Here is a 26,054-nt window from a genome sequence, read left to right as displayed (position 1 = left end):
TTCGTTTGATCGGACCGGCTCGCTTCAGCCGATGTTCCTCATCCGGTATTCCGCGCTCTTCGCGTGCGCCTGCAAGCCTTCGCCGTACGCGAGTTCCGCCGCGATTTCGCCGAGCGTCTGCGCGCCCTCCGAACTCACTTCGATCACGCTCGAACGCTTCATGAAGTCGTACACGCCGAGCGGCGACGAGAAGCGCGCGGTCCGCGAAGTCGGCAGCACGTGGTTCGGTCCGGCGCAATAGTCGCCGAGGCTTTCACTCGTGTAGCGGCCGAGGAACATCGCGCCCGCGTTATGAATCTGCGCGGCCCACTGATGCGGATCGAGCGCGGAAATTTCCAGATGCTCCGGCGCGATGTCGTTCGCGATCGCGCACGCTTCGGCCATGTCCTTCACCTTGATGAGCGCGCCGCGATCTTCGAGCGAACGCTGAATGACATCGCGGCGCGGCATCGCGGGCAGCAATTCGACGATCGCATCCTCGACGCGCTGGATGAACGTCGCGTCCGGGCACAGCAGAATGGATTGCGCGAGTTCGTCGTGCTCGGCTTGCGAAAAGAGGTCCATCGCGACCCAGCGCGGATCGGTGGTGGCGTCGCAGATGACGAGAATCTCGGACGGTCCCGCGATCATGTCGATGCCCACGGTGCCGAACACGCGACGCTTCGCCGACGCTACATACGCGTTGCCCGGACCGCAGATCTTGTCGACCGCCGGCACCGATTCCGTGCCGTAAGCGAGCGCGCCGACCGCCTGCGCGCCGCCGATGGTGAACACGCGGTCCACGCCGCCCAGCAGCGCGGCCGCGAGCACGAGCGGATTCTTCACGCCGTCGGGCGTCGGCACGACCATCACGATTTCCTTCACGCCCGCGACGCGCGCCGGAATCGCATTCATCAGCACCGACGACGGATATGCCGCCTTGCCGCCCGGCACGTAGATGCCCGCGCGGTCGAGCGGCGTCACCTTCTGGCCGAGCACGGTGCCGTCGGCTTCCGTGTATTGCCAGCTATGGCTTCCGCACTCGATGCGCTGCTTCTCGTGATAGCCGCGCACGCGCGCCGCCGCCGCTTCGAGCGCCGCGCGGCGCTTCGGCTCGAGGCCCTCGAGCGCGGCTTCCAGTTCCGACGGCGGCAATTCGAGCGCCGCGACGCTATCCGCTTTCAGGCGATCGAACTTGTTCGTGTATTCGAGCACGGCCGCGTCGCCGCGCGCCTTCACGTCCGCGAGAATCTGCGCGACGGCGCGCTCGATCGCTTCGTCCTCGCTCGCCTCGAACGCGAGCACCGCGCGCAGCGCCTTCTGAAAACCATCGGTGCTGGAATCGAGCTTACGAATCTTGATAGACATGCTGGTTTCCGATTTGCTGTGGACGGCAAGCGCGAGGCGGCCGCCCTAGTTGTTCGTCCCGGCCGAGGCGCGCTCGAAAGCGTCGAGATACGGCTTGAGCGCCGCGCGCTTCAGCTTGAGCGCCGCCTGATTCACGACGAGTCGCGACGAGATCTGCATGATTTCCTCGACCTCGACCAGATTGTTCGCGCGCAACGTGCCGCCCGAGCTGACGAGATCGACGATGGCGTCCGCCAGGCCGACGAGCGGCGCGAGTTCCATCGAGCCGTACAGCTTGATCAGATCGACGTGCACGCCCTTCGCCGCGAAATGCTCGCGCGCCGTCTGCGTGTACTTCGTCGCGACGCGCAGGCGCGCGCCCTGGCGCACCGCGTTCGCGTAGTCGAAGCCGGCCTTCACCGCCACCGACATCCGGCAGCACGCAATGTTCAGATCGACCGGCTGATACAGGCCGCTGCCGCCGTGCTCGATCAGCACGTCCTTGCCCGCGACGCCGAAATCCGCCGCGCCGTATTCGACGTAGGTCGGCACATCGGTTGCGCGCACGATGATGACGCGCAGGTTCGGATTGGTGGTCGGCAGGATGAGCTTGCGCGAGCTTTCCGGATCTTCCGCGACCTGCACGCCGGCGGCGGCGAGCAAGGGCACGGTTTCCTCGAAGATACGCCCTTTCGAGAGCGCGAGCGTGAGCGGCGCGCTCGGCTCAACCGACGACGACGTCTGCGGCAACGCGCTCATTGCTCGCTCCCGCTGCCCTTGATGCGGCGAACGTTCGCGCCGACCGCCGTCAGCTTCGATTCCATGCGGTCATAGCCGCGGTCCAGATGGTAGATGCGGTCGATGAGCGTTTGGCCTTCCGCGCACATCGCGGCGATCACGAGGCTCGCCGACGCGCGCAGGTCGGTCGCCATCACTTTCGCGCCCGACAATTGCCCGACGCCCGCGACGAGCGCCGTATTGCCGTCGATGGTGATGCTCGCGCCCAGACGGTTCAGTTCCTGGACGTGCATGAAGCGATTTTCGAAGATCGTTTCCACGACTTGCGACGTGCCGCTCGCGATCGTGTTGAGCGCCATGAACTGCGCCTGCATGTCGGTCGGGAACGCGGGATATTCGGACGTGCGGATGTTCACCGCTGCCGGGCGCTTGTTCATGCTCACGCGCATCCAGTCGTCGCCTTCCTCGATGGACACGCCCGCTTCGCGCAGCTTCGCCGTGACCGCGTCGAGCAGAGACGGGCTCACGTGGCGCAGCGTGACATCGCCGCCCGCCGCCGCGACCGCGCACAGGAACGTGCCTGCCTCGATACGGTCCGGCACAACGGCGTGACGCGCGCCATGCAGCTTCTCGACGCCCTGGATCACGAGCCGGTCGGTGCCGATGCCGTCGATCTTCGCGCCCATCGCGACGAGCAGATTCGCGAGATCGCTGACTTCCGGCTCGCGCGCCGCGTTCTCGATGATCGTTTCGCCATCGGCGAGCACCGCCGCCATCAGCAGATTCTCGGTGCCGGTCACGGTGATCATGTCCGTGACGATGCGCGCGCCCTTCAGACGCTTCGCGCGCGCTTCGATGAAGCCGTGCTCGATGTTGATCTCCGCGCCCATCGCCTGAAGGCCCTTGATGTGCTGATCGACCGGACGCGCGCCGATCGCGCAGCCGCCGGGCAGCGACACCTTCGCTTCGCCGAAGCGCGCGACGAGCGGGCCGAGGACGAGAATCGACGCGCGCATGGTCTTGACCATCTCGTAAGGCGCGACGAGGTTATCCACCTTCGATGCGTTGAGCGTCACGCGGCCATCGCTCATGGCTTCCGACCGCACGCCCATCTGACGCAACAGTTCCAGCGTCGTGCGAACGTCTTTCAGGTTCGGCACGTTCGACAGATGGACGTCGTCGGCGGTGAGAAGGCTCGCGCAGAGAATGGGCAACGCCGCGTTCTTCGCGCCCGAAACGGTGATTTCGCCCGAGAGCTTCGTGCCCCCGGTGATGACGAGTTTGTCCATGGTTGCTTCTCCTTCGACCGAGCGTCCTGCTGCGGAGCCGGACTCGGCGCCGCGGTTGTCTTGAATGATTCGCACTCTTTGCTGCCTGGTTCTGCCTGCTTCTGCCGGTGATGCCGGGTGTTGCTAGCTGTTGCTGAGGGTTGGGCGTGTGGCCTGTCTGGGCTTACCGGATGGACTCAGGCCGATTTCCATTCGTCGGGAGTGAGGGTCTTCATGCTGAGCGCATGAATCTCCTCGCGCATGCGCTCGCCGAGCGCCGCGTAGACCAGTTGATGACGCGCGATCAGCCGTTTGCCGACGAACGCATCGCTCACGATGGTCGCAAAGAAATGCTGGCCGTCGCCTTCGACTTCGAGGTGCTGGCAGGCAAGGCCGGCCGCGATGTAATCCTTCACTTGCTCCGGAGTCGGCAACATGGAAGTCTCCTTGATATTAGTGGCGCAGCTTGTAGCCGCTCGCGAGCAGACGCACGGCGATCAAGGCCAGCACGGCCAGAAAGCCGCTCACGATGCAGAGGCTCACGAGCGGGTTCACATCCGACAGGCCGAAAAAGCCGTAGCGGAAGCCGTCGATCATGTAGAAAAACGGGTTCAGATGCGACACCGCGCGCCAGACGGACGGCAGCGAATGCGTCGAATAGAACACGCCCGACAGAAACGTGAGCGGCATGATGAGGAAGTTCTGAAACGCGGCCAGTTGGTCGAACTTGTCGGCCCAGATGCCGGCGATCAACCCGAGCGTGCCGAGAATCGCCGAGCCGAGGATCGCGAACGCAATGATGTAGAGCGGCGCGGAGAAAGACATCGGGACGAACCATATCGTCACGATGAACACGCCAAGCCCAACGCACAAGCCGCGCACGACCGACGCCAGCACATAGGCGAAGAACATTTCCCAATGCGCGATGGGCGGCAGCAGCACGAACACCAGATTGCCGGTGATTTTCGACTGAATCAGCGACGACGAACTGTTCGCGAACGCGTTCTGCAACACGCTCATCATCACGAGGCCCGGCACGAGAAAGCTCGTGTAGCCGACGCCCGGATACACCTGAACGTGGCCCGAGAGCGCGTGACCGAAGATGGTGAGATACAGAAGCGCCGTGATGATCGGCGCGAGCACCGTCTGAAACGACACTTTCCAGAAGCGCAGCAGCTCCTTGTAGAACAACGTCTGGAAGCCGCTCATGAAAGTCCCTCGACCATTTCCGGCTCGTTCATGACTTGCAGGAAAACGTCTTCGAGGTCGGCCTTGCGCACTTCGATTTCGTCGAATGTGCAGCCGGCAGCGCGGCATTTCGCGAGAATCGGCTCGACGTCGTCGTAGCTCGACAAGCGCAGCAAATGCTGCGCGCCTGATACCGCGTGCGGATCGACTTCGAGCTGGCGCAGGTCGGCGGGCAAAACGCCACTAGAGAAGCGCAGGTAAAGCTGCATGCCGGCGAATCGCTGCAGGAGCGCGCTCGTGCGTTCGAGCGCGACGATCTCGCCGCGCCGGAGCATCGCGAGGCGGTCGCACAGCGACTCGGCTTCTTCGAGGTAATGCGTGGTCAGCACGATAGTGTGGCCTTCGCGATTGAGGCGCGAGATGAACTTCCAGAGCGTTTGGCGAAGCTCGACGTCGACGCCGGCCGTGGGCTCGTCCAGCACGATGACAGGGGGCCGGTGCACCAGCGCCTGCGCGACGAGCACGCGGCGCTTCATGCCGCCCGACAGCGCGCGCGTGTTGACGTCGGCTTTCTCGGTGAGGTCGAGATTGGCCATGACTTCATCGATCCAGTCGTCGTTGTGACGCAGCCCGAAATAACCGGACTGAATACGCAACGACTCGCGCACGGTGAAGAACGGATCGAACACGAGTTCCTGCGGCACGATGCCCAGCGCGCGGCGCGCGGCGCGGAAATCGGTGACGACATCGTGACCGCGCACGCTGATCGTGCCGCTATCGGCGCGCGCCAGTCCGGCGAGAATGCTGATGAGTGTGGTCTTGCCCGCGCCGTTCGGACCGAGCAGGCCGAAGAACTCGCCCTCTTCCACCGTGAGGCTCACGCCTTTGAGCGCCTGCAGGTCCTTGTAGCGCTTGCGGACGTTTCGGATTTCTATGGCTGACATTGACAGTGCGCGCGCGTTGCGCAGCGCGCCTCGATTGTGCGGATTGACGCTCGACGGGTCCTGGCTCGCTCAAAAGGGCCGGGGTCGCGCCAGAAAAAACGTTTGATTATAGGGCAAAGGCGGTGGACCCGACGTCGGAGCGATCCTGTTTGCGGCGGTGTCGCGCTCGATGCGCGCGCCGCCGCGCCTGAGAAGTCAGGACAGGATCAATGTCGGAAGGTGAGCAGCGTGTCGACGCCGTAGGCTCGCGCGAGACTCGCAAGCCCGGAGGGAAAATTGACGATGCCGAGCGCAAAGCCGCGCGCGGTGGCCGCGCGTTGCCATGCGAGCAGCACGGCGAGCGCAGACGAATCGAATTGCCGGAGCGGCGAGCAATCCACTTCCGTCGCGCCGGCGCCGATGCGCGAGAGACCCGCTTCGAGCGCGGCCTTCGCGCTCTCGTGCGTCAGCGTTGCGGCCGTCTGGAAACGGCCGCCGGTGGCGACTGCGCTCACGACGCTGCCTTGCCGCTCGCGATTTGCTGATTACGCTGCGTGAGGAACTGCAGCAGGCCATCGACACCGCGTTGCGAAATCTGCTCGCTGAACTGCTGCTGATACGCCTGAATCAGCCATGCGCCGAGGACGTTGATGTCGTAGACGCGCCAGCCTTGCGGCGTCTTGTACAGGCGATAATCGAGTTCGACCGGCTGGCCGTTGTTCATCACGACCGAGCGGACGACGACATCCGTATCTTGCGGCGAAGCGCGGAACGGCTTGTATTCGATGGTCTGGTTGCGAACCTGACCGAGCGCGCCCGAGTACGTGCGGATCAGCAGCATCTTGAATTGCTCGACGATCTGCTTTTGCTGCTCCGGCGTGGCCGAGTTCCAGTTGCGGCCCATCACGAGGCGCGTGGTGCGCGTGAAGTCCGTGTACGGCAGGATCTTCTGATTCACGAGTTCGGTGATGCGCTGGACGTTGCCTGACTGAAGCTGCGGGTCGGACTTGATCTGATCGAGAACCTGCTGCGTGATGGTCTTGATCATGCCGTCAGGCGAGTTCGCATCGACGGTTTGCGCCGACGCCGCGCCGCACACCGCCATCAACATGGCAAACAAGGGAAACAAAATAAGTTTTTTCATCGCAGATCCTGCAGAAAAGTGGCTTGGGTTTGAGTGCGCGGTCCAAAGCGAGTTCAGGCCGCGCACGCGCCAAGCTGTAAAAAAGGCTGTCAGTTATGTTACCGCGCGTTAGCGCGGATGCGCTCAGCGCAAGCGGAACGAAGGGAAGCCAGGCGGCGCGCGCGGCGGCACGTACTGATTGCCCGGCACCGTCGCGTTGCTCCCACTCGCCGCGCTCGGGGCTACTGCAGTTCCCGAAGCAGGAGCCGCGCCCGATGCGCTCTCGGCCGCCGATGCCGCCGCGGGTGGCACCGTCGTTGCCGATGCGCCCACCGCGCCGCCCGCGCCATCGGGCTCGGCGTAGGTCGGCAGCGGCGCTTCGTCGTAGTTCGGCATGGTGCTGCCGTTATCGGTGTCGCCGCCGATCAAATACTGGCGACGCTGCAGGTACGCATTGCGGACGAACGAGTACTTGTCGAGCGCGGCATCGGCGAGAACGTCGGTCGCGCCGAGCAGATTCGCCCGCGTGTTGATGAGGTTCACGCCGTACAGCGCCCAGCTCACGGAATCCGGACTCACGTAGGTCAGCGGGCTGCCGAAATAATCGACGACGAGACCGCTCGTATCGCGCACCGTGCTCGGGCCGAGCAGCGGCAAGACGAGGTATGGGCCCGGTGGCACGCCGTAGTGCCCGAGCGTCAGGCCGAAGTCGCCGGCGTGCTTCGGCAGCTTCGCGACCGTGGCGACGTCGAAGAGGCCGCCGACACCGAAGAGCGTATTGACCGCGACGCGCATGATGTCCGACACGCCGTCTGCAATCTTCAACTGCAACAGATTGTTGGCCGCGATGTAGACGTCGCCGATATTCGAGAAAAAGTTTGTGACGCTATTGCGCACCGGCTCCGGCAAGGCCCAGACGTAAGCCTTCGCGACCGGCTTCAGCGCAATCTGATCGACCTTGTCGTTGATCGTGAACATCGTCCGGTTGTAGCTTTCGAACGGATCGCCCTTCGTGGGCGTCGTCACCGTCGCGCAACCGGCGAGCGTCACAGTCGCCGCCGAAACCAGCGCGCGCCGCAGCGGCATCGCGTACATAGCTTCTCCTTATTGTGCGGAACCCGAAGCCGCGCTTGCCGCGGACGCGCTCGCCGGCGCTGCGCCAATCGCGCTCGCTGCCGTTGCGCCCATCGCGCTTGCCGCACCGGGGAAAGCCGGGGCCGGCGCTGCAGGCGCTGCCGGCGTCGCGGACTTCGACGCGCCGGAATCGGCCGCCTTGTTGTAGAGGAACTGGCCGATCAGGTTTTCCAGCACGACGGCCGATTGCGTCATGGTGATGGAATCGCCGTCCTTGAGCATCTGATCGTCGCCGCCCGGCTCCAGACCGATGTACTGCTCGCCGAGCAGCCCGGAGGTCAGGATCTTCGCGGACGAATCCTTGGGAAACTGGTACTGCTTGTCGATGTCGATGGTCACGACCGCCTGGTACGTGTTCGCGTCGAAGCCGATCGAGCCGACGCGCCCGACCGTCACGCCCGCGCTCTTCACGGGCGCGCGCGGCTTGAGGCCGCCGATGTTGTCGAACTTGAGGCGCACCGCGTAGGTTTGCTGGAACGACAGGGAACTCATATTGCCCGCCTTGAGCGCGAGAAACAGCAGCGCCACGAAACCCAGCACCACGAAGAGGCCGACCCAAAAGTCGAGAGCAGTCTTTTTCATCGTCTTTCCAAAGAGAATCTTGTCGCGGATCGCGCGTGACGGTCTGTGCCCTTCACAACGCCCACGCCCTTCCGGGCGCCCGCGCGCGGTTCATTAGCTGAACATCAACGCGGTCAGCAGGAAGTCGAGGCCGAGCACGGCGAGCGAGGCATACACGACCGTCTTCGTGGTCGCGCGCGACACGCCTTCCGGCGTCGGCCGGGCCTCGTAGCCCTGGAACAACGCGATGAACGTCACCGCGAAACCGAACACGACGCTTTTCACGACGCCGTTGCCGACATCGCGCCACACATCCACGCCACCCTGCATCTGCGACCAGAACGCGCCCGGATCGACGCCGATCAGCAGCACGCCGACCACATAGCCGCCGATCACGCCGACCGCGCTGAAAATGGCCGCGAGCATCGGCATGGCGATGATGCCCGCCCACATGCGCGGCGCGACGACGACCTTGATCGGATCGACGGCCATCATTTCCATTGCCGTGAGTTGCTCGCCGGCCTTCATCAGGCCGATTTCGGCGGTCAGCGACGTGCCCGCGCGCCCAGCGAAAAGCAGCGCCGTGACGACCGGCCCGAGTTCGCGCACGAGCGACAGCGCGACGAGCAGCCCGAGCGCCTGCTCCGAGCCGTAGCGATTGAGCGTGTAATAGCCTTGCAAGCCAAGCACGAAGCCGACGAACAAGCCGGACACCGCGATGATCACGAGCGAATAGTTGCCCACGAAGTGGATCTGCTTCGTGACAAGGCGCGGGCGCCGCAGCAGCGGGAAGAATTCGAGGACGAGGCGCGCGAGCATGCGCGTCGCGTAGCCGGCGGTGCCGAAGCCGTCGAGCACCCAGCGTCCGAGCGCGCTGATCATGCCTTGCCTCCGATGCCGAAATCCGCCGCGAGATTCTGGCTCGCGTAGTGGAACTTGAAGGGACCGTCGGGCGTGCCGTCGATGAACTGCCGCACGGTCGGGTCTTCCGACGCGCGCAACTGCTCCGGCGTGCCTTCCGCGTGGATGCCGCCGTTCGCGATGAAGTACACGTAGTCCGCGATGGCGAAGGATTCGGGAACGTCGTGCGTGACCAGAATGGACGTGGCGCCGAGCGCGTCGTTCAGCGTGCGAATGAGTTGCGCGGTAATGCCGAGCGAAATGGGATCGAGGCCGGCGAACGGCTCGTCGTACATCATGAGCTCGGGATCGAGCGCGATGGCGCGCGCAAGCGCCACGCGCCGCGCCATGCCGCCCGAAATCTCCGACGGCGCGAGGTCGCGCGCACCGCGCAAGCCGACCGCGTTGAGCTTCATCAGCACGAGATCGCGGATGAGTTCTTCCGGCAGATTCGTGTGCTCGCGCAGCGGGAACGCCACATTCTCGAACACGGTCTGGTCCGTGAAGAGCGCGCCGAACTGGAACAGCATGCCCATTTTGCGGCGCAGCGCGTACAGGCCGTCGCGCGACTGTGCGCCGACGTCCTGGCCGCCGAACATGACCTTGCCGCGGCTCGCCTTGACGAGACCGCCGATCAGCCGGAGCGTCGTGGTCTTGCCGCAGCCGGAACCGCCCATGACCGCGACCACCTGCCCACGCGTGAAACGCATGTTCAGGTTCGACAGGACGAGCCGGTCGCCGTAGCCGAAGTCGACGTCGCGAAGCTCTAGCAGGGTCTCGGAAGGGGCTGGCACTGGGTAAGAAGTTCCGTTGACGCAAAACGCCGCATTATAGGGCCTGCGTGCAATCGGTGCTTTGCCTAGGCTGCCGTGCCCCCTCTTTTCGGAACTGTCAGCATTGACGTGCAAAGTTCTGTTGCAGCGACGACACCGCCGCAGCCGTGCCCGGCGCCTCCGTCACCGCGCGCACGACGGCCGCGCTGCCGACGCCCGTGGCCAGCACATCGCCGATGACATTGCCATCGATTCCGCCGATCGCGACGAGCGGCACGTGGCCATCGAGCAACTGCACGTAGCGGCGCAGGCGCTCGAGTCCTTGCGGCTTCGTCGGCATGACTTTGGTCGTCGTCGGGAAAACGGCGCCGAGCGCGAGGTAGCTCGGCCGGAAATGCAGCGCGCGCAGCATCTCGTAATAGCCGTGTGTCGAGAGGCCGAGCCGCAAGCCCGCGCGCGCAATCGCGGCGAGGTCGGCGGTCTGCACGTCTTCCTGACCGAGATGCACGCCGTAAGCGCCGGCGTCGATTGCCGCGCGCCAGTGATCGTTGATGAACAACCGCGCCTGATGCCGGCGCCCCGCCGCCACCGACCGCTCGATCTCGCGCCGCAAGTCGTCCGCGTCGGTGCTTTTGCGGCGAAGCTGCGCGGTGCACACGCCAAGGTCGAGCACGCGCTCGATCCATTCGCCGCTCGGCAGCACCGGATACAGCCCGAGCCGGTCCGGACAGGGCGGAAACGCCGGCTCGGGCGCGGGCGGCAAGTCGCCGACGCGCGGGAACGTCGCGAAATCGACGGGCCAGGCGTCGTCTTTCGCCTCGTCGCCGGTGCGCCACGCGAGCGCGAGAACGAGCGCATCGTGCGGCTCGAAGTTGCAGTCGAGAAACGCGGCGAGCGCGGCGAGCCAGTCGTCGGACCGCTCGCCTTCCAGCACGAAACGCTCGCCGTTGCGCGCGAGCGTCACACGCGAGCCGCGCGCTTCGAGCACCGCCGCGCCGCCGGCTACGAGCGCCTCGACGTCCGGCCCGGGCGCGTCCGTGAAGACGATCAGATCCTGCACGCCCGGCGATTCCGGCGGGGTCAGACAGATGCGCCAGCGCGTCGACGCCGCCGGCCAGTCGCCCAGGCGCGCACGGATTTTCTCCGCCATTCCGACGAGTTCGTCGGCGGGCGGCCAGAACACTTCGCGTCCGATGAGCGTCATGCGGCGCCTCCGTCCTGATGCCAGAACGGCATGCCGACGACCGGCGTGCTCGCCTGTGCGCTATCGCGCTCGGCCATCGGTCCCGCGAGGAACGCGCTGCGGCCCGCCTCGACGCCCAGCGCGAACGCGCGCGCCATCTGCGGCGGAAACGTCGCCTGCGAGACGGCCGTGTTGAGCAGCACGCCGTCGAAGCCCCACTCCATCACCTGACACGCATGCGACGGCACGCCGAGACCCGCATCGACGATCAGCGGCACATCCGGCAGGCGCTCGCGCAACGTGCGCAAGCCGTAGGGATTCGTCACGCCTTTGCCGGTGCCGATGGGCGCGCCCCACGGCATCAGCGCCTCGCAGCCGGCATCGAGCAGGCGCCGGCCGATCACGAGGTCTTCCGTGCAGTACGGCAGCACCTTGAAGCCGTCGCGCACGAGCTTCGCCGCCGCCTCGACGAGTCCGATCGGGTCGGGCTGAAGCGTGTAGTCGTCGCCGATCAGTTCGAGCTTGATCCACGGCGTATCGAACACTTCGCGCGCCATGTACGCCGTCGTCAACACCTCGTCGACGCTCTGGCAGCCCGCCGTGTTCGGCAAGAGCGCGACACCGTGGCGCTTTAATTCGTCGAAGAAGCCGGCTTCGCCCGTTTCCGACTGACGGCGCAGCGCAACGGTCACCATGCCGGGACGCGCGGCGTCGATGGAATCCGACAGCGATTGCAGCGACGGATATCGCGACGTGCCGAGCAGCACGCGGCTCGGAAATGTCTCGCCGTAGAGCGTGAGGGAATCGGCGGTATGGGTGGTCATGGTTCGATCCTCGGGTTTCAGCCGCCCGCGACGGGCGAAACGACGTCGAGCTTGTCGCCGGGCGAAAGCGCCTTGGTGCCGTGCTCGCCGCGCGCGACGAACTGGCCGTTTAATGCCACGGCGAACGGCGGTTTCGCGCCGAATGCGGCAAGCGCGTCGGTCACGGTCGCCGTCTCGGGCAACGTGAACGCGCGCTGATTGATGTGGATGTTCATGGTTTGTCTCCGGTTCACGCGGTCGCCGGCTCGAATGCGCCGTGCAGCAGCGCGGACCATCGCGCGTCGCGGCGGAAATCGTCGAATGAGGCGGCGTCATGCACGGACCCGCCGATGAGCGCATCCGCGAGCGCGCAGGCGCTGTCCGCGACTTCGGGCGCGATCATGAAGCCGTGCCGATACAGCCCGTTCACGCGCACCGTGCGCGCGCCGTCCCAGACGATCGCCGGCCGATGGTCCGGCAGCGTCGGCCGGCATTGCGAGTTGAGTTCGAGGATGCGCGCCTCGCCGAATCCCGGATGAACCGCGAACGCCGCGCTCAGCAGTTCGAGCGCCGAGCGCACGCTGACCGGCGACATGTCCTCGCCTTCGACTTCGGTCGCGCCGATCACGTAGAGGTCGTTCTCTTTCGGCGCGATGTAGAGCGGATAGCGCGGATGCAGCAGGCGCACGGGCCGCGTGAGCCGGATGCCCGGCGCATGCACGCGCGCCACTTCGCCACGGATGCCGCGCAGCGCGGGCCACGCGGGTTTGCCGCCGAGCCCGCGGCAATCGATGATCCAGCGTGCGTCGGGCATCGCATCGACGGGCGTGTTCCAGTGCGCGCGCACCCCGCGCGCCGCCAAGCCCGCCGCGAGCGCCTTCAGCGCCTGCCGGTTGTCGAGCTGGCCTTCGTGCGGCAGCAGCCAGCCTTGCGCGAAACGTGCGCCGAGCGCCGGCTCGGCTTGCTCGACCTGCGCGCCCGCGAGCTTGACGAATCCGCCATCGAGGAGCGCGGACGGCGCGTTCGCGCGCAGCCGGCGCTCGAAAAGCGGCGCCTCCGCGCGATCCGCGCCGTGCCACACGACAAGCGTGCCGTTGCGCTGAAAGAAGACCGGCTCGGGCAAGGCCGCGATGAGCGCCGGCCAGCGCGCGAGCGACGCCGCGCCGAGTTCCACGACGAGCGGCTCGGCGCTCGTGGCTTCCGCGAGCGGCGCGAGCATCGCGGCGGCGACCCACGCGGCCGACTGCGAGCCGGCTTCGTCGCCGCGATCGTACAGCGCGACGTCGTGCCCCGCGCCCGCCAGTTGCCACGCGACGAGCCGCCCGATGAGCCCGCCGCCGATCACGGCGAAATCGGGCCGGCGCGCGTCGGCCTGATCGATGCTGTTCACTATCCGATGCCTCCGAATACGGTCCCACGGCGTTCGGCGCGCGCGAGAGGCGCACACCGATCCACGAACGAGGACGAAGCAGCGGGAAGAGAGACCGGCACGGCGTCGCCAAGGGACGCATCGAGCGGAAAAGGAAGACTGGAAGAAACTGGAGGAAGGCGTGAACCGCGCGCGTTCTCCGGAAACTTCCCTCGCCGGTATTACCCGGATCGGGTGCAAAGGGTCTCTCTCAGCCTCGTGTCCGCACGATGCGCGGCATCGCCAATCACGAAGCACCCCTGTTTCGTCGCAGGCCATTAGAGCATAAAAGCCAAAGCCGCTGCAAACCGGGATTGCCCGCGCCGGCGGGCGCTCCGGTCGCGCGCGGCGGCACTCTGGCACAATGCCCCGAATGACCGGTCATCGAACGATCGCACCGGATTAAGCGACGGTTAAGGCAGCAACTCGACAATCTGCGGCGCTGGACGGCCGCACGCCCGCGTCCGCAGCAAACGTCTCAACCCGCCGGCGCGCCGGCGCATCAGCAGGAAGGTCATGGTCAACTCGAACCCCGAAAACACGCAGCAAAAAGCGGACGAAGTCTCGGCGTGGAGCCTCATCAAACCGTTCTGGGTGTCGGAGGAGCGCGGCATCGCGTGGGGGCTGCTCGTGGCGATCATCGCGATCAACATGACGGTCGTGTGGATCAACGTGCGGCTCAACAGCTGGAACGCGGACTTCTATAACGCGCTGCAGAACAAGAACGTGCGCGATTTCCCGCACTTGCTGCTGATCTTCACGGGCCTCGCGTTCGCGTACATCCTGCTTGCCGTCTATGGCCGGTATCTGCGGCAGATGCTCGCGTTCCGCTGGCGGCAGTGGCTCACGAACAAGTATCTCGAGCAATGGTTCGGGGACCGCGCGTTCTACCGCATCGAGCGCGACCGTCTCGCCGACAACCCCGACCAGCGTATCAGCGACGACCTGCAATCCTTCGCGACCACGACGCTCACGCTCTCGCTCGACCTGCTCTCCACGCTCGTCACGCTCGTCACGTTCATCACCATTCTCTGGACGATCGCGGGCGCGCTCACGCTCACGGTCATGGGCAAGCCGCTCGTCATTCCCGGCTACATGGTGTGGGCCGCGGCGCTTTACGCGATTCTCGGCTCGCTCATCATCCAGAAGGTCGGGCATCCGCTCGTGTCGATCAACTACCAGCAGCAGAAGGTGGAAGCGGACTTCCGCTTCGGCCTGATTCGCGTGCGCGAGAACGCCGAGCAGATCGCGTTCTATGACGGCATCGCGACCGAGACCGCGAACGCGAAGAGCATCTTCCAGCGCATCCGCGACAACTGGTGGCTCATCATGAAGTACACGAAGCGCATGACCTTCGTGCTTTCCTTCTACGGCCAGATCGCGATCATCTTTCCGATCATGGTGGCCGCGCCGCGCTACTTCGCGGGCGCGTTTTCATTCGGCGTGCTGATGCAGATTTCGTCGGCGTTCGGCACCGTCAGCGATTCGTTCTCGTGGTTCATCAACAGTTATTCGACGCTGGTCGAATGGCGCGCCACGGTGAATCGTCTGCGCGAATTCAAGCGCGTGATGCGCTCGACGCATATCCGCGAGGAGACATCGCCCGCGACCGAGCGCGGCGGCATCAACCTGCACTACACGAGCACGCCGTCGCTCACGACGAGCGGCCTGCTGCTCGCGCTACCGAACGGCACGCCGCTTTCGCGCGTGGCGGACGTCTCCATCGAGCCGGGTTCGCGGTGGCTCGTCGTGGGGCCGTCGGGTTCGGGCAAGAGCACGCTGATGCGCGCGCTCGCGGGGCTCTGGCCGTTCGGCGACGGCACGATCGACGCGCCCGTCGACGCCAGGATGATGTTCATTCCGCAGCAAAGCTATCTGCCGATCGGCGCGTTGCGCGCGGCGCTGTCGTATCCGTCGCCAGCCGGTACGTTCACGGACGACCAGTCGCGCGAGGCATTGCGCGCGTGCAATCTCGAAGCGTATGCGGGCCGCCTCGACGAAAGCGCGCATTGGGCGCGCAGCCTGTCGCCGGGCGAGCAGCAACGGCTGGCGGCCGCGCGCGTGCTGCTGCACAAGCCCGACTTCGTGTTCCTCGACGAAGCCACGAGCGCGCTCGATGCCGATAACGAACTGCACATCTACAACACGCTCGTCGACCGCTTGCCGAAGGCCGCGATTCTGAGCGTCGCGCATCGGGAATCGGTGGCGTTGTTTCATGATTACCGGATCGAGATCGAGCGGGCGATGGTGGAGGCTTAGGTTTTCTTTTGCGGGATGTTTTGGAATCCGCGCTGGGTGTGTGGCAGTGCGGTTCTCTCGGGTGCTTAGTCAAGCTGCAGATTATTAGCTGCCGGTCGGTGCGCGAAAGCGCGTCAGAATCTAGACCCAATGTGCCTCGCAAGGACATCGCATTCATGCGGTGTCGACCCTTCCTTTCAAACATCTACGATTGACGCGGAGTTACATTTTGTAATCCCGTCTTTCGCATGTGCATGGCTTGCTAGACTTACAGTCATCGGTGACTAATTACCGATGAATGATAAAAACGTCTCAAAAAGGCTATGTTCAAAATGCACAAGAATTTCGCAAAGATAATCGCGGCAGCGCTTTTCGCTCTGGGGTCGACTCACGCATTCGCAACCTCCATTACATTGGATTGCTCAGGTGGGTCAGTAGGCACCTGCACAGCGACAGCAAACGGCGACGTCGACTTGACAACTGCCCATTGGGAAGGAAAGGATATTGCTGTTTTGCAGACCAACTACAATTCTGCGTCCAGCACGGCAAGCGCTACATGCCCGACTTATACGCACAAAAGTCGTCTTATCGAAGGCGCCTATAACGGCTATGTCAGCATTTCCGTAAAGACAAAAAGCGAGGTTGCCGCAGATGGATTGCTCAAGGCCACTGTGCCGGTCGCGTGCATGGTCCGCCAGTGATGCTTCGACGCCTGTGAACCGCGACGATTGACCGCTTCAGGTCGGACAGGAGAAAGGGCTTCTTGAGCCAATAATCACGACCCAATCCGCACAATTGCGCCCGATCGATCGTCCGCTCATTGAAGAACGGCAAATCTTCGCAAAAAGCAAAAAGGCCACGCATAGCGTGGCCTTTTTGCTCTCAAACGCGAGATATTTACCGCGGCAACTCGCTATGCCCCATCAAATACGCATCCACCGACCGCGCGCACTGCCGTCCTTCGCGAATCGCCCACACAACCAGCGATTGCCCGCGCCGCATGTCGCCCGCGGTGAACACTTTATCGACCGACGTGTAATACGCCTTTTCCCCCTCGGTAGATGCGCGCACGTTCCCGCGCGCGTCCTTGTCCACGCCGAACGCGTCCAGCACCGGCGAAAGCGGCTGCGTGAAACCCATCGCGAGCAGCACGAGATCGGCCTTCATTTCGAATTCGGAGTTCGGCACTTCGACCATCTTGCCGCCCTTCCACTCGACGCGCACCGCGATCAGCTGCTCGACCTTGCCGTTCTTGCCTTCGAAGCGCTTGGTCGCTACCGACCAGTCGCGATCGCACCCTTCTTCATGCGATGACGACGTGCGCAGCTTGATCGGCCAATACGGCCAGACGAGCGGCTTGTTCTCTTCCTCGGGCGGCTGCGCGAGCAGTTCGAACTGCGTCACGCCCTTCGCGCCATGACGGTTCGACGTGCCGACGCAATCGGAACCCGTATCGCCGCCGCCGATCACGACGACATGCTTGCCCTTCGCGACCAGTTGATCCGCGACCTTGTCGCCAGCGTTGACCTTGTTTTGCTGCGGCAGGAATTCCATCGCGAAATAAATGCCTTCCAGCTCGCGCCCCGGCACCGGCAGATCGCGCGGCATTTCGGAGCCGCCCGCGACCACCACCGCGTCGAATTGCTCCTTCAGCTCGTCGGGCGTGATCGTTTCCTTCGCCGTATTGCCGATGTGCGCGGGAATCGCGTCCTTGCCGACGAACACGTTCGTGCGGAACGACACGCCTTCCGCTTCCATCTGGCGCATGCGGCGATCGATCAGCCACTTCTCCAGCTTGAAGTCGGGAATGCCATAGCGCAGCAGTCCGCCGATGCGATCGTTCTTCTCGAACACGACGACATCGTGCCCCGCGCGCGCCAGTTGCTGCGCGACCGCAAGCCCCGCCGGGCCGGAACCGACGACAGCGACCTTCTTGCCGGTCTTATGCTTCGGCGGCTGCGGCGCGACCCAGCCTTCTTCCCACGCCTTGTCGATGATCTTGCGCTCGATCGACTTGATGCCGACCGGATCTTCGTTGATGCCGAGCGTGCACGCGGCCTCGCACGGCGCCGGGCAGATGCGGCCCGTGAATTCCGGGAAGTTGTTGGTCGAATGCAGGACGTCGATCGCGCTCTTCCAATCCTGGCGGAAAACGAGATCGTTGAAATCCGGAATGATGTTGTTGACCGGACAGCCGTTGTTGCAGAACGGAATGCCGCAGTCCATGCAGCGCGCGCCCTGAATCTTCGCGTCGTCGTCGGTCAGTGCGGCGACGAATTCCTTGTAGTGCTTGACGCGGGTGAGCGGTGCTTCGTATGCCTCGTGGCGGCGTTCGAATTCGAGAAAACCGGTTGCCTTGCCCATTTCTTTCTCTGTATTTGGTGAGGATCGCGCTCCCCGATGCACTGCATCGGGGAGCTTTTCTATCTGGCTCGTTCGGGCTTTAAGCCGCCAGCGCTTCGTTGGCTTTCTTCGCGCCCAACTCGCCGAGCGCGCGTTTGTATTCGGTCGGGAAGACCTTCACGAACTGACGGCGCGACGCGTCCCAGTTCTCGAGCAGCGCCTTCGCGCGCGGCGATCCGGTGAACTGGAAATGACGTTCGATCAGGCCCTTGAGCAACGCTTCGTCGGTCTGGGCGGCGTGCCACAGCGCGCGATCCACCGTGCGCTCCTGCTCGGCCTGTTGCAGCACCGGATCGAGCGCGACCATCGACTTGTTGCACTTGGCCCCGAACGTGCCGTCCGGGTCGTACACGAACGCGATGCCGCCCGACATGCCCGCCGCGAAGTTGCGCCCCGTCTCGCCGAGCACGACGACCGTGCCGCCCGTCATGTATTCGCAGCCGTGATCGCCCGTGCCTTCGACGACCGCCGTCGCGCCCGAGTTACGCACGCAGAAGCGCTCGCCCGCGACGCCGCGGAAATACGCTTCGCCTTCGATCGCGCCGTACATCACCGTGTTGCCGCAGATGATGTTTTCCTCGGACTTGCCGCGGAAGTCGTTCGTCGGGCGAATGATGATGCGCCCGCCCGACAAGCCCTTGCCGACATAGTCGTTGCCGTCGCCGACGAGATCGAGCGTCACGCCCGCAGCCAGGAACGCGCCGAAGCTCTGGCCCGCCGTGCCCTTCAACTGAATGTGGACGGTGTCGTCGGGCAGGCCGTCGTGACCGTACTTCTTCGCGATCAGACCCGAGAGCATCGCGCCGACCGTGCGGTTCACGTTGCGCACCGGCTGAATGAACGAGACGTGCTCGCCCTTCTCGATCGCCGCCTTCGACTTTTCGATCAGCACGTGATCGAGCGCCTTGTCGAGACCGTGGTCCTGCACATCGACGTGCTTGCGCGCGACTTCATCGGCAACCGGCACCTGATAGAAGATGCGCGAGAAGTCGAGACCCTTCGCCTTCCAGTGTTCGACGCCCTTCTTCGTGTCGAGCAGATCGACGCGGCCGATGAGATCGTCGAACTTGCGCAGGCCAAGCTGGGCCATGATCTCGCGCACTTCTTCCGCGACGAAAAAGAAGAAGTTGACGACATGTTCCGGCTGTCCCGTGAACTTCGCGCGCAACACGGGATCTTGCGTCGCGACGCCGACCGGACACGTATTCAGATGGCACTTGCGCATCATGATGCAGCCTTCGACGACGAGCGGCGCCGTCGCGAAGCCGAATTCGTCCGCGCCGAGCAGCGCGCCGATCACGACGTCGCGGCCGGTCTTCATCTGGCCGTCGGCCTGCACGCGGATGCGTCCGCGCAGGCGGTTGAGCACCAGCGTCTGCTGCGTTTCGGCGAGACCGAGTTCCCACGGCGTGCCCGCGTGCTTGAGCGACGACAGCGGCGACGCACCCGTGCCGCCGTCATGACCGGCGATCACGACGTGATCCGCCTTCGCCTTCGCGACGCCCGCCGCCACCGTGCCGACGCCCACTTCCGACACCAGCTTCACGGAAATGCTCGACGACGCATTCACGTTCTTCAAATCGTGAATGAGCTGCGCGAGGTCTTCGATCGAATAGATGTCGTGGTGCGGCGGCGGCGAGATGAGGCCCACGCCCGGCACCGAATAGCGCAGCTTGCCGATGTAGTCCGACACCTTGTGGCCCGGCAACTGGCCGCCTTCGCCGGGCTTCGCGCCCTGCGCCATCTTGATCTGGATCTGATCCGCCGACGACAGATATTCCGCCGTCACGCCGAAACGCCCTGACGCGACCTGCTTGATCTTCGAACGCAGCGAATCGCCGTCCTTCAGCGCGATGTCGGTGATGACTTCGTCGCCGATAACCGACTTCAGCGTGTCGCCGCTCTTGATCGGAATGCCGCGCAGTTCGTTGCGATAGCGCTTTTCGTCCTCGCCGCCTTCGCCCGTATTCGACTTGCCGCCGATGCGGTTCATCGCGACCGCGAGCGTGGCGTGCGCTTCCGTGCTGATCGAGCCGAGCGACATCGCGCCGGTCGCAAAGCGCTTGACGATGTCCTTCGCCGGTTCCACTTCGTCGAGCGGAATGGCCTTCGCCGGCTCGAGCCTGAATTCGAAGAGGCCACGGAACGTCATGTGGCGCTTCGTCTGATCGTTGATGAGGTGCGCGTATTCCTTGTACGTCTGATACGAGTTGCTGCGCGCCGAATGTTGCAGCTTGGCGATGGCATCCGGCGTCCACATGTGCTCTTCGCCGCGCACGCGGTACGCGTATTCGCCGCCTGCATCCAGCATGGTCGCGAGAACGGGGTTGTCGCCGAACGCATCGCGATGCAGGCGAATGGCCTCTTCCGCCACTTCGAAGATGCCGATGCCGCCCACCTTCGACGCCGTGCCCTTGAAGTACTTCTCGACGAGATCCGACGACAGGCCGACCGCCTCGAAAATCTGCGCGCCGGTGTAGGACATGTACGTGGAAATGCCCATCTTCGACATGACCTTGTGCAGGCCCTTGCCGACTGCCTTCGTGAAGTTGTAGATGGCCTTGTCCGCCGACAAGTCGCCCTTCAGCCCTTCGGCCATGTTCGCGAGCGTTTCCAGCGCGAGGTACGGATGCACGGCTTCCGCGCCATAGCCCGCGAGCAGCGCGAAGTGATGCGTCTCGCGCGCCGAACCCGTTTCCACGACGAGGCCGGTGCTGGTGCGCAGACCGTGCTGCACGAGATGCGTGTGAATCGCGGACGTGGCGAGCAGCGCGGGAATCGCGACGCTATCGCGGTCCATCTTGCGGTCCGACACGATCAGGATGTTGTAGCCGGACTTCACGGCATCGACGGCTTCGGCGCACAGCGACGCGATGCGCGCTTCGACGCCTTCCTTGCCCCACGCCGCCGGATAGCAGATGCTCAGTTCATACGAGCGGAACTTGCCGCCGGTGTACGTGTCGATGGCGCGAATCTTCGCGATGTCCTTGAAGTCGAGCACGGGCTGCGACACTTCGAGGCGCATCGTCGGGTTGATGTTGATGGTGTCGAGCAGGTTCGGCTTCGGCCCGATGAACGAGACGAGCGACATCACCATGTTTTCGCGGATCGGGTCGATCGGCGGGTTCGTCACTTGCGCGAACAGTTGCTTGAAGTAGTGATACAGCGTTTTGTTCTTGCTGGACATGACCGCGAGCGGCGAGTCGTTGCCCATCGAGCCGATCGCTTCCTCGCCCGCCTGCGCCATCGGCGCCATCAGGAACTTCACGTCTTCCTGCGTGTAGCCGAACGCCTGCTGACGGTCGAGCAGCGCGGCGGCCTCGCGGCGCTGCGTTTCGACGTCTTCGGCCTTCGGCTCGATTTCGTCGAGCTTGATGCGCACCGCGTCGATCCAGCTCTTGTACGGCTTCGCGTTCGCGAGGTTGTCCTTGAGTTCCTTGTCCTCGATGATGCGGCCCTGCTCCATGTCGATCAGGAACATCTTGCCCGGCTGCAGACGCCACTTCTTCACGATCTTCGATTCGGGAATCGGCAGCACGCCGGATTCCGACGCGAGGATCACGAGGTCGTCGTCGGTCACGATGTAGCGCGCCGGGCGCAGGCCATTGCGGTCGAGCGTCGCGCCGATCTGACGGCCGTCCGTGAAAGCAATGGCGGCGGGGCCGTCCCACGGTTCCATCATCGCGGCGTGATATTCGTAGAACGCGCGGCGGTTGTCGTCCATCAGCGTGTGCTGTTCCCACGCTTCGGGAATCATCATCATCATCGCGTGGACGAGCGGGTAGCCGGCCATTACGAGCAGTTCGAGACAGTTGTCGAACGATGCCGTGTCCGACTGGCCCGGATAGATGAGCGGCCAGAGCTTCGGCAGATCGTCGCCGAGCACGTAGGACGCGATGGCGCCGGTGCGCGCGTTCAACCAGTTGACGTTGCCCTTCACGGTGTTGATTTCACCGTTGTGCGCGATCATGCGATACGGGTGCGCCAGTTCCCACGCGGGGAACGTGTTCGTCGAGAAGCGCTGGTGCACGAGCGCGAGCGCGGAAACCACGCGTTCGTCCTGCAGATCGCGGTAATACACGCCGACCTGACCGGCCAGCAGCAAGCCCTTGTAGACGACCGTGCGCGAGGACATCGACGGCACGAAGTATTCCTTGCCGTGCTTGAGCTTCAGCGCCTGTATGCGGTGGCTCGCCGTCTTGCGGATGATGTACAGCTTGCGTTCGAGCGCGTCCGTCACGATGACGTCCTTGCCGCGCCCGATAAAGATCATGCGGATGAGCGGCTCGGTGGCTTTCACGGCCGGCGAAATCGGCATGTTGGCATCGACAGGGACGTCGCGCCAGCCGAGCACGACCTGGCCCTCGGCCTTCACCGTGCGCTCCAGTTCCTGCTCGCACGCGAGACGCGACGCGTGTTCCTTCGGCAGGAAGATCATGCCGACGCCGTATTCGCCAGCCGGCGGCAACGTCACGCCCTGCTTGGCCATCTCCTCGCGATAGAAACCGTCCGGCACCTGAATCAGGATGCCGGCGCCGTCGCCCATCAGCGGGTCCGCGCCGACCGCGCCGCGATGGTCCAGGTTCTCCAGAATCTTGAGACCCTGCTGAATGATCTCGTGGCTCTTCTTGCCCTTGATATGAGCGACGAAGCCGACGCCGCAAGCGTCGTGTTCGTTGGCGGGGTCATACATGCCCTGCGCGGCGGGAAGCGAACCGGCTGCCGGCTGCTGATGATCGTTCATGGGGACACCGTCTCTACTGTGAGGGGCCGACTCGGCCGTTGAATCATGTTCTTGTCGCCCGGGCGCTTTCCGTTGCCGTACAAGCCGCGGAGCCGGTCGCGCATGCGTGCGCTGCAATGCAAAAACCGCCGGAAATCGAAATATACGCGACGAATCAAAGCGATGGCAACGAAAACTTGATGATACGTCCCCGATTATCAATATGGTGCAGAAAGCCATCGAATAATCGGGGACGCATCGAAAACAAGCAAAATAAACGGCGTCGGCAATGAAAGCCCGGCGCCGTCTATCGTGCTTGACCGCGGCAATGCCGCGCGGCTACTGCGTTTGCGGCGTCTCGCGCACCTTACGCGGCCGTCCGCGCGGCAAGGGCGACACGCGGCGATTCGCGGCGCGCGCCGCCCATTCGCGGTACGCATCGCTGCCAAGAACCCAGCCTTTCAGTGTCGCCTGCAGGAGACGGTTGGTCTCGCGCTCGTCGAGCGGCTGCTCGCACAGTTCCTTGTACGCGTGCTGGCGTTCGAACGGAGTGTTGCCGAGCGACCAGAAAAGCGGATGGTCCGTGATGAGCGCATCCACCGTCACCCCGATGTGATGCCGGTAGCTCGACCACTTGTAGTCCTGCGGCGACGCCGCGAGCTGCGCGCGCACGGGCGCCATTTCCACGACGCGCGTCGCAAGCAGGAAGTACCGTTCGCCCTCGATGACGGTCGCGCGATAACGGCCTTCCCACAACGTCCCGCGACGCATGTACCGCCGATTGAAATGCGCGACATAGCGGCGCCCGACCGCCTGCATCGCCTTGGGCAGGCTCGCTTCGTCGCGCGGCGTCACGAGAAGATGCACCGCTTGCGGCATCAGCGCATAGGCGTGGACGGAGAGGTGATGATCGCGTGATGCCGTCCTCAGGCAGTCGATGAAAAGCTCGTAGTCCTGGTCGTCGACGAAGGCGGGTTGCTGGTCGAGACCACGCAGGATGACATGCTGCGGCTGTTCGGGGACATAGAGTCGTGCAAGCCGTGCCATTCTGGATATTCCGTTGGTCGCGTTTGTGTTACCCCGGTCGGGGGCCTACTGGAGACGCTGCTGCAGCGGGGCGCGAGGCGCATGCCAGGGCCGTGCAACGGGACTCCGAAGCGGTCGCTGGGCCTAGGGAAAATGCTCTACCCAACCGCTATGGTTAGTTTGAAACGTTATGTTCATAATGAACGTGCTTTCAGGAGGAGCACAAATTGAGAATAAAACAAGTCATGACGGGTGCCGCATTGGCGTGTTTGTCCCTGGGGGCACATGCACAATCGGCCGGTTCCATCTATGCAACCGCAGGCTGGTTTCACTTCGCGCCACAAGACAGCAGCGGTCCGCTCAAAGAAACAAGTGTAGGCGGATCTCCCGTGAATATCAGCGTGCCCGGCACGGGGGCGGGCATCGGAAGCGCGGATACGGCTGGCTTTACGCTCGGCTACTTCGCCACGGACCACATTGCCGCCGAACTCGAAATGGGCATTCCGCCTTCGTTCGATCTGAACGGAACGGGAACGCTCGAAGGTTTCGGCAAGATCGGCAGCGCGAAGCAATGGAGCCCGACGCTTCTCTTCAAGTACTTCTTCAACGCTCCCGATGCGAAGTTCCGGCCGTTCGCCGGCATTGGCGTGACGCGTACCTGGTTCTCCGACGCGAAACTGACCAACGGCGCGTTCGAAAGCACCGTGCTGCATGGTCCGACCACCGTCGATACGGATAGTTCGTGGGCGCCTGTCTTTAATCTCGGCGCTCAATACAATTTCACGCAGCACTGGTTCGCCGCGTTCTCCGTCTCGTTCATCCCGCTGAAGGCAACGGCCAAGCTGAGCACGCAGGCGCAAACGCCCGTCGGTGTGCTGAACGTTCAGTCGCAAGCGAAGATCACCATCAACCCGATCGTGACGTATCTGCGCGTGGGCTACCGCTTCTGATTCGCATTCTTTTGCAGCGCTCTTCCAACGCCGTCATGCAGCGCAGCATGACGGCGTTTTCACTTACACGCGCCTTGTAAATGTGACTTGCGCGGCCGCGCGGCGCATGCAGTAATTACGCGTCGGCGTATATTTGCGAGACGGCATGACGCGTCGGCATCCAACTTGCTGTACCGCACTTCCCGCCTCGAGCGGAGTGTTGCCCCATCCACGATTCATCCATCGACGGAGCGATCTATGAACGCATTCTCGAACACGCGTGACGCCATCGGAGATTCATGGAACACCACGAGCCGCCGCGCGCGCCGCATGGCGCGTCACGGCCGTGACGCCGCCGGAGACATCGGCTCCGAACTGCGCGCGCTGCTTTCCGAACTCGAAGAAACGCTGGCGGAAGGCGCATCCGCCGACGCCGCGCTTTTGCGCTCGCGCATCGGCGATCAACTCGATGCAGCGCGCTCGCGTCTGAACGACACGCACGCCGCCGTGCGCGACCGCGCATCCGCCGTACTCGATGACGCCGACACGTATCTTCACGACAGGCCGTGGCAAACCATCGCGCTCGTCGGCGGGCTCGCGCTGCTTGCGGGCGTGCTGCTCGCACGCGCGCGCTGACCGATCAGCCGGACGCGCGCGCCAGAAAATCCGGGCCGATCACGTCGATGCGGTCCGTGCAGATCGCATCGACGCCCCATCGCGCAAGGAGGCGCGCGCGTTCGCCTTCGTTCACCGTATAGGCGAGCACGCGCAAGCCGGCATCCTTGATCTCGCGCACGAGCGTTTCGTCGAGCGAACGATGGTCCGCATGCAGCGAGACGCACGCGAGCGCCGCGGTCTGCGCGCGCCAGTCTTGCGGCACGCGCTCGTACAACATCCCGCGCGGCAAGTCGGGCGCGGCGTTGCGGGCGGCTTCGAGCGCCGCATACGAGAACGACGACAACAGCGGCGCGGGCTCCGCATCGCGCCATAGACTCGCCGCCTCGCGCGCGACGGCATCGCCGGTTTCGGCTTCGCGCCCCGGACACGGCTTGATCTCGATGTTCGCCGCCATGTTCAGTGCGGCGCACTTCTCACGCACTTCGGCGAGCGTCGGCATGTGCGCGCCCGCGAACTCGCCGCCGAACCACGAACCGGCATCGAGCGCGCGCAACTGCGCGTAAGTCATCGACTTCGCCGCGCCGCGCCCGTTCGACGTGCGGTCCACATCGTCGTCATGCAGCAGGAACACGACGTTGTCCGCCGACAGCTTCGCGTCGAACTCGATCATCTCGAGCCCGAGACGCGCGCCCGTTTCGATGCCTTCGAGCGTGTTTTCCGGCGCGAGCTTGCCGCCGCCGCGATGCGCGACGATTACGGGATAGGGCCAGGTTCTCATCTCGAACTCCC

General features: G+C 64.3%; 24 protein-coding genes and 1 riboswitch. Of the genes, 4 read left to right on the top strand and 20 right to left on the bottom strand.

Annotated features, from left to right (window positions below; all coding sequences use genetic code 11):
• Nucleotides 1-24: 24 nt before the first annotated feature.
• The 16 genes from hisD to LDZ27_RS01810 form a co-directional block, all read right to left on the bottom strand.
• A complete protein-coding gene (hisD, locus tag LDZ27_RS01885; RefSeq protein ID WP_244815068.1) occupies nucleotides 25-1,347 on the bottom strand; it encodes a histidinol dehydrogenase in 1,323 nt (440 codons plus the stop codon).
• Between the two features lie 45 nt (nucleotides 1,348-1,392).
• Entirely contained in the window at nucleotides 1,393-2,085 is a 693-nt protein-coding gene (gene hisG, locus LDZ27_RS01880) for an ATP phosphoribosyltransferase (RefSeq protein WP_244815067.1), read from the bottom strand.
• Nucleotides 2,082-3,353 (bottom strand): UDP-N-acetylglucosamine 1-carboxyvinyltransferase, encoded by a 1,272-nt coding sequence (murA, locus tag LDZ27_RS01875; RefSeq protein WP_244815066.1) that lies wholly within the window; start codon nucleotides 3,351-3,353, stop codon nucleotides 2,082-2,084. The genes hisG and murA overlap by 4 nt, the downstream gene beginning before the upstream one ends.
• A 176-nt stretch (nucleotides 3,354-3,529) precedes the next feature.
• On the bottom strand, nucleotides 3,530-3,769 hold the full coding sequence (locus tag LDZ27_RS01870; RefSeq protein WP_244815065.1) for a BolA family protein: 240 nt from the start codon (nucleotides 3,767-3,769) through the stop codon (nucleotides 3,530-3,532).
• A gap of 16 nt (nucleotides 3,770-3,785) precedes the next feature.
• Complete coding sequence (locus tag LDZ27_RS01865) at nucleotides 3,786-4,541, bottom strand: ABC transporter permease (protein WP_244815064.1); 756 nt, start codon at nucleotides 4,539-4,541, stop codon at nucleotides 3,786-3,788.
• On the bottom strand, nucleotides 4,538-5,464 hold the full coding sequence (locus LDZ27_RS01860) for an ABC transporter ATP-binding protein (protein WP_244815063.1): 927 nt from the start codon (nucleotides 5,462-5,464) through the stop codon (nucleotides 4,538-4,540). Before LDZ27_RS01860 ends, LDZ27_RS01865 begins: the two co-directional genes overlap by 4 nt.
• Before the next feature lie 206 nt (nucleotides 5,465-5,670).
• Nucleotides 5,671-5,958 (bottom strand): lipid asymmetry maintenance protein MlaB, encoded by a 288-nt coding sequence (locus LDZ27_RS01855; protein WP_244815062.1) that lies wholly within the window; start codon nucleotides 5,956-5,958, stop codon nucleotides 5,671-5,673.
• Complete coding sequence (locus LDZ27_RS01850; RefSeq protein ID WP_244815061.1) at nucleotides 5,955-6,587, bottom strand: phospholipid-binding protein MlaC; 633 nt, start codon at nucleotides 6,585-6,587, stop codon at nucleotides 5,955-5,957. The genes LDZ27_RS01855 and LDZ27_RS01850 overlap by 4 nt, the downstream gene beginning before the upstream one ends.
• 123 nt (nucleotides 6,588-6,710) lie before the next feature.
• Nucleotides 6,711-7,661 carry a VacJ family lipoprotein gene (locus tag LDZ27_RS01845; protein ID WP_244815060.1) on the bottom strand — a complete coding sequence of 317 codons (951 nt, stop codon included), beginning with the start codon at nucleotides 7,659-7,661 and terminating at the stop codon, nucleotides 6,711-6,713.
• A gap of 9 nt (nucleotides 7,662-7,670) precedes the next feature.
• A complete protein-coding gene (gene mlaD, locus LDZ27_RS01840; RefSeq protein WP_244815059.1) occupies nucleotides 7,671-8,282 on the bottom strand; it encodes an outer membrane lipid asymmetry maintenance protein MlaD in 612 nt (203 codons plus the stop codon).
• 93 nt (nucleotides 8,283-8,375) lie between these two features.
• Nucleotides 8,376-9,143, bottom strand: coding sequence for a lipid asymmetry maintenance ABC transporter permease subunit MlaE (mlaE, locus tag LDZ27_RS01835; RefSeq protein ID WP_244815058.1), 768 nt, complete (start codon nucleotides 9,141-9,143; stop codon nucleotides 8,376-8,378).
• Nucleotides 9,140-9,955 carry an ABC transporter ATP-binding protein gene (locus LDZ27_RS01830; RefSeq protein ID WP_244815057.1) on the bottom strand — a complete coding sequence of 272 codons (816 nt, stop codon included), beginning with the start codon at nucleotides 9,953-9,955 and terminating at the stop codon, nucleotides 9,140-9,142. The genes mlaE and LDZ27_RS01830 overlap by 4 nt, the downstream gene beginning before the upstream one ends.
• Before the next feature lie 97 nt (nucleotides 9,956-10,052).
• Nucleotides 10,053-11,138, bottom strand: a complete 1,086-nt coding sequence (gene thiE, locus LDZ27_RS01825) for a thiamine phosphate synthase (protein ID WP_244815056.1) — start codon at nucleotides 11,136-11,138, stop codon at nucleotides 10,053-10,055.
• Entirely contained in the window at nucleotides 11,135-11,941 is an 807-nt protein-coding gene (locus tag LDZ27_RS01820) for a thiazole synthase (protein WP_244815055.1), read from the bottom strand. Before LDZ27_RS01820 ends, thiE begins: the two co-directional genes overlap by 4 nt.
• A gap of 17 nt (nucleotides 11,942-11,958) precedes the next feature.
• Entirely contained in the window at nucleotides 11,959-12,156 is a 198-nt protein-coding gene (thiS, locus tag LDZ27_RS01815; RefSeq protein WP_244815054.1) for a sulfur carrier protein ThiS, read from the bottom strand.
• A 14-nt stretch (nucleotides 12,157-12,170) separates the two neighbouring features.
• Complete coding sequence (locus tag LDZ27_RS01810; RefSeq protein WP_244815053.1) at nucleotides 12,171-13,310, bottom strand: FAD-dependent oxidoreductase; 1,140 nt, start codon at nucleotides 13,308-13,310, stop codon at nucleotides 12,171-12,173.
• A gap of 169 nt (nucleotides 13,311-13,479) precedes the next feature.
• Nucleotides 13,480-13,600: riboswitch (TPP riboswitch) on the bottom strand.
• 244 nt (nucleotides 13,601-13,844) lie between these two features.
• On the opposite strand from LDZ27_RS01810, the gene LDZ27_RS01805 reads away from it, so the two are divergent.
• Both LDZ27_RS01805 and LDZ27_RS01800 read left to right on the top strand, forming a co-directional pair.
• Complete coding sequence (locus LDZ27_RS01805) at nucleotides 13,845-15,587, top strand: ABC transporter ATP-binding protein/permease (RefSeq protein ID WP_244815052.1); 1,743 nt, start codon at nucleotides 13,845-13,847, stop codon at nucleotides 15,585-15,587.
• A 311-nt stretch (nucleotides 15,588-15,898) separates the two neighbouring features.
• Nucleotides 15,899-16,267: a hypothetical protein gene (locus LDZ27_RS01800; protein ID WP_244815051.1), complete on the top strand. Its 369-nt coding sequence runs from the start codon at nucleotides 15,899-15,901 to the stop codon at nucleotides 16,265-16,267.
• 196 nt (nucleotides 16,268-16,463) lie between these two features.
• On the opposite strand, the gene LDZ27_RS01795 is transcribed toward LDZ27_RS01800, so the two are convergent.
• From LDZ27_RS01795 to LDZ27_RS01785, 3 genes are all read right to left on the bottom strand, one after another.
• A complete protein-coding gene (locus LDZ27_RS01795; RefSeq protein ID WP_244815050.1) occupies nucleotides 16,464-17,930 on the bottom strand; it encodes a glutamate synthase subunit beta in 1,467 nt (488 codons plus the stop codon).
• 79 nt (nucleotides 17,931-18,009) lie between these two features.
• Nucleotides 18,010-22,713 (bottom strand): glutamate synthase-related protein, encoded by a 4,704-nt coding sequence (locus LDZ27_RS01790; RefSeq protein WP_244815049.1) that lies wholly within the window; start codon nucleotides 22,711-22,713, stop codon nucleotides 18,010-18,012.
• Between the two features lie 318 nt (nucleotides 22,714-23,031).
• Complete coding sequence (locus tag LDZ27_RS01785; RefSeq protein WP_244815048.1) at nucleotides 23,032-23,739, bottom strand: transposase; 708 nt, start codon at nucleotides 23,737-23,739, stop codon at nucleotides 23,032-23,034.
• Between the two features lie 224 nt (nucleotides 23,740-23,963).
• Between LDZ27_RS01785 and LDZ27_RS01780 the strand changes: the two genes are divergently transcribed.
• Together LDZ27_RS01780 and LDZ27_RS01775 are read left to right on the top strand one after the other, a co-directional pair.
• The gene (locus LDZ27_RS01780; protein ID WP_244816010.1) at nucleotides 23,964-24,668 is read left to right on the top strand and encodes an OmpW family protein; all 705 of its coding nucleotides are present in this window, start codon (nucleotides 23,964-23,966) and stop codon (nucleotides 24,666-24,668) included.
• 237 nt (nucleotides 24,669-24,905) lie between these two features.
• Nucleotides 24,906-25,283 carry a YqjD family protein gene (locus LDZ27_RS01775; protein WP_244815047.1) on the top strand — a complete coding sequence of 126 codons (378 nt, stop codon included), beginning with the start codon at nucleotides 24,906-24,908 and terminating at the stop codon, nucleotides 25,281-25,283.
• A 4-nt stretch (nucleotides 25,284-25,287) separates the two neighbouring features.
• Here LDZ27_RS01775 and ugpQ read toward each other — a convergent pair whose 3' ends face one another.
• Entirely contained in the window at nucleotides 25,288-26,043 is a 756-nt protein-coding gene (gene ugpQ, locus LDZ27_RS01770; protein ID WP_244815046.1) for a glycerophosphodiester phosphodiesterase, read from the bottom strand.
• Between the last annotated feature and the right edge of the window lie 11 nt (nucleotides 26,044-26,054).

The sequence above is a fragment of the Caballeronia sp. Lep1P3 genome (assembly GCF_022879595.1).
Classification (GTDB): domain Bacteria; phylum Pseudomonadota; class Gammaproteobacteria; order Burkholderiales; family Burkholderiaceae; genus Caballeronia.
Note: the sequence above shows the minus strand (reverse complement) of the source record. Positions and strands in the feature narration are given on the sequence as shown.

Excerpts from the sequence above, each read along its gene's own strand:
- mlaE (WP_244815058.1), bottom strand. The coding sequence starts at position 9,143 with ATGATCAGCGCGCTCGGACGCTGGGTGCTCGACGGCTTCGGCACCGCC.
- LDZ27_RS01775 (WP_244815047.1), top strand. The coding sequence starts at position 24,906 with ATGAACGCATTCTCGAACACGCGTGACGCCATCGGAGATTCATGGAAC.
- LDZ27_RS01785 (WP_244815048.1), bottom strand. The coding sequence starts at position 23,739 with ATGGCACGGCTTGCACGACTCTATGTCCCCGAACAGCCGCAGCATGTC.
- hisD (WP_244815068.1), bottom strand. The coding sequence starts at position 1,347 with ATGTCTATCAAGATTCGTAAGCTCGATTCCAGCACCGATGGTTTTCAG.
- LDZ27_RS01865 (WP_244815064.1), bottom strand. The coding sequence starts at position 4,541 with ATGAGCGGCTTCCAGACGTTGTTCTACAAGGAGCTGCTGCGCTTCTGG.
- LDZ27_RS01800 (WP_244815051.1), top strand. The coding sequence starts at position 15,899 with ATGCACAAGAATTTCGCAAAGATAATCGCGGCAGCGCTTTTCGCTCTG.
- LDZ27_RS01870 (WP_244815065.1), bottom strand. The coding sequence starts at position 3,769 with ATGTTGCCGACTCCGGAGCAAGTGAAGGATTACATCGCGGCCGGCCTT.
- LDZ27_RS01795 (WP_244815050.1), bottom strand. The coding sequence starts at position 17,930 with ATGGGCAAGGCAACCGGTTTTCTCGAATTCGAACGCCGCCACGAGGCA.
- thiE (WP_244815056.1), bottom strand. The coding sequence starts at position 11,138 with ATGACGCTCATCGGACGCGAAGTGTTCTGGCCGCCCGCCGACGAACTC.
- ugpQ (WP_244815046.1), bottom strand. The coding sequence starts at position 26,043 with ATGAGAACCTGGCCCTATCCCGTAATCGTCGCGCATCGCGGCGGCGGC.
- LDZ27_RS01780 (WP_244816010.1), top strand. The coding sequence starts at position 23,964 with ATGACGGGTGCCGCATTGGCGTGTTTGTCCCTGGGGGCACATGCACAA.
- murA (WP_244815066.1), bottom strand. The coding sequence starts at position 3,353 with ATGGACAAACTCGTCATCACCGGGGGCACGAAGCTCTCGGGCGAAATC.
- LDZ27_RS01805 (WP_244815052.1), top strand. The coding sequence starts at position 13,845 with ATGGTCAACTCGAACCCCGAAAACACGCAGCAAAAAGCGGACGAAGTC.
- mlaD (WP_244815059.1), bottom strand. The coding sequence starts at position 8,282 with ATGAAAAAGACTGCTCTCGACTTTTGGGTCGGCCTCTTCGTGGTGCTG.
- LDZ27_RS01820 (WP_244815055.1), bottom strand. The coding sequence starts at position 11,941 with ATGACCACCCATACCGCCGATTCCCTCACGCTCTACGGCGAGACATTT.
- hisG (WP_244815067.1), bottom strand. The coding sequence starts at position 2,085 with ATGAGCGCGTTGCCGCAGACGTCGTCGTCGGTTGAGCCGAGCGCGCCG.
- LDZ27_RS01860 (WP_244815063.1), bottom strand. The coding sequence starts at position 5,464 with ATGTCAGCCATAGAAATCCGAAACGTCCGCAAGCGCTACAAGGACCTG.
- LDZ27_RS01850 (WP_244815061.1), bottom strand. The coding sequence starts at position 6,587 with ATGAAAAAACTTATTTTGTTTCCCTTGTTTGCCATGTTGATGGCGGTG.
- thiS (WP_244815054.1), bottom strand. The coding sequence starts at position 12,156 with ATGAACATCCACATCAATCAGCGCGCGTTCACGTTGCCCGAGACGGCG.
- LDZ27_RS01845 (WP_244815060.1), bottom strand. The coding sequence starts at position 7,661 with ATGTACGCGATGCCGCTGCGGCGCGCGCTGGTTTCGGCGGCGACTGTG.
- LDZ27_RS01790 (WP_244815049.1), bottom strand. The coding sequence starts at position 22,713 with ATGAACGATCATCAGCAGCCGGCAGCCGGTTCGCTTCCCGCCGCGCAG.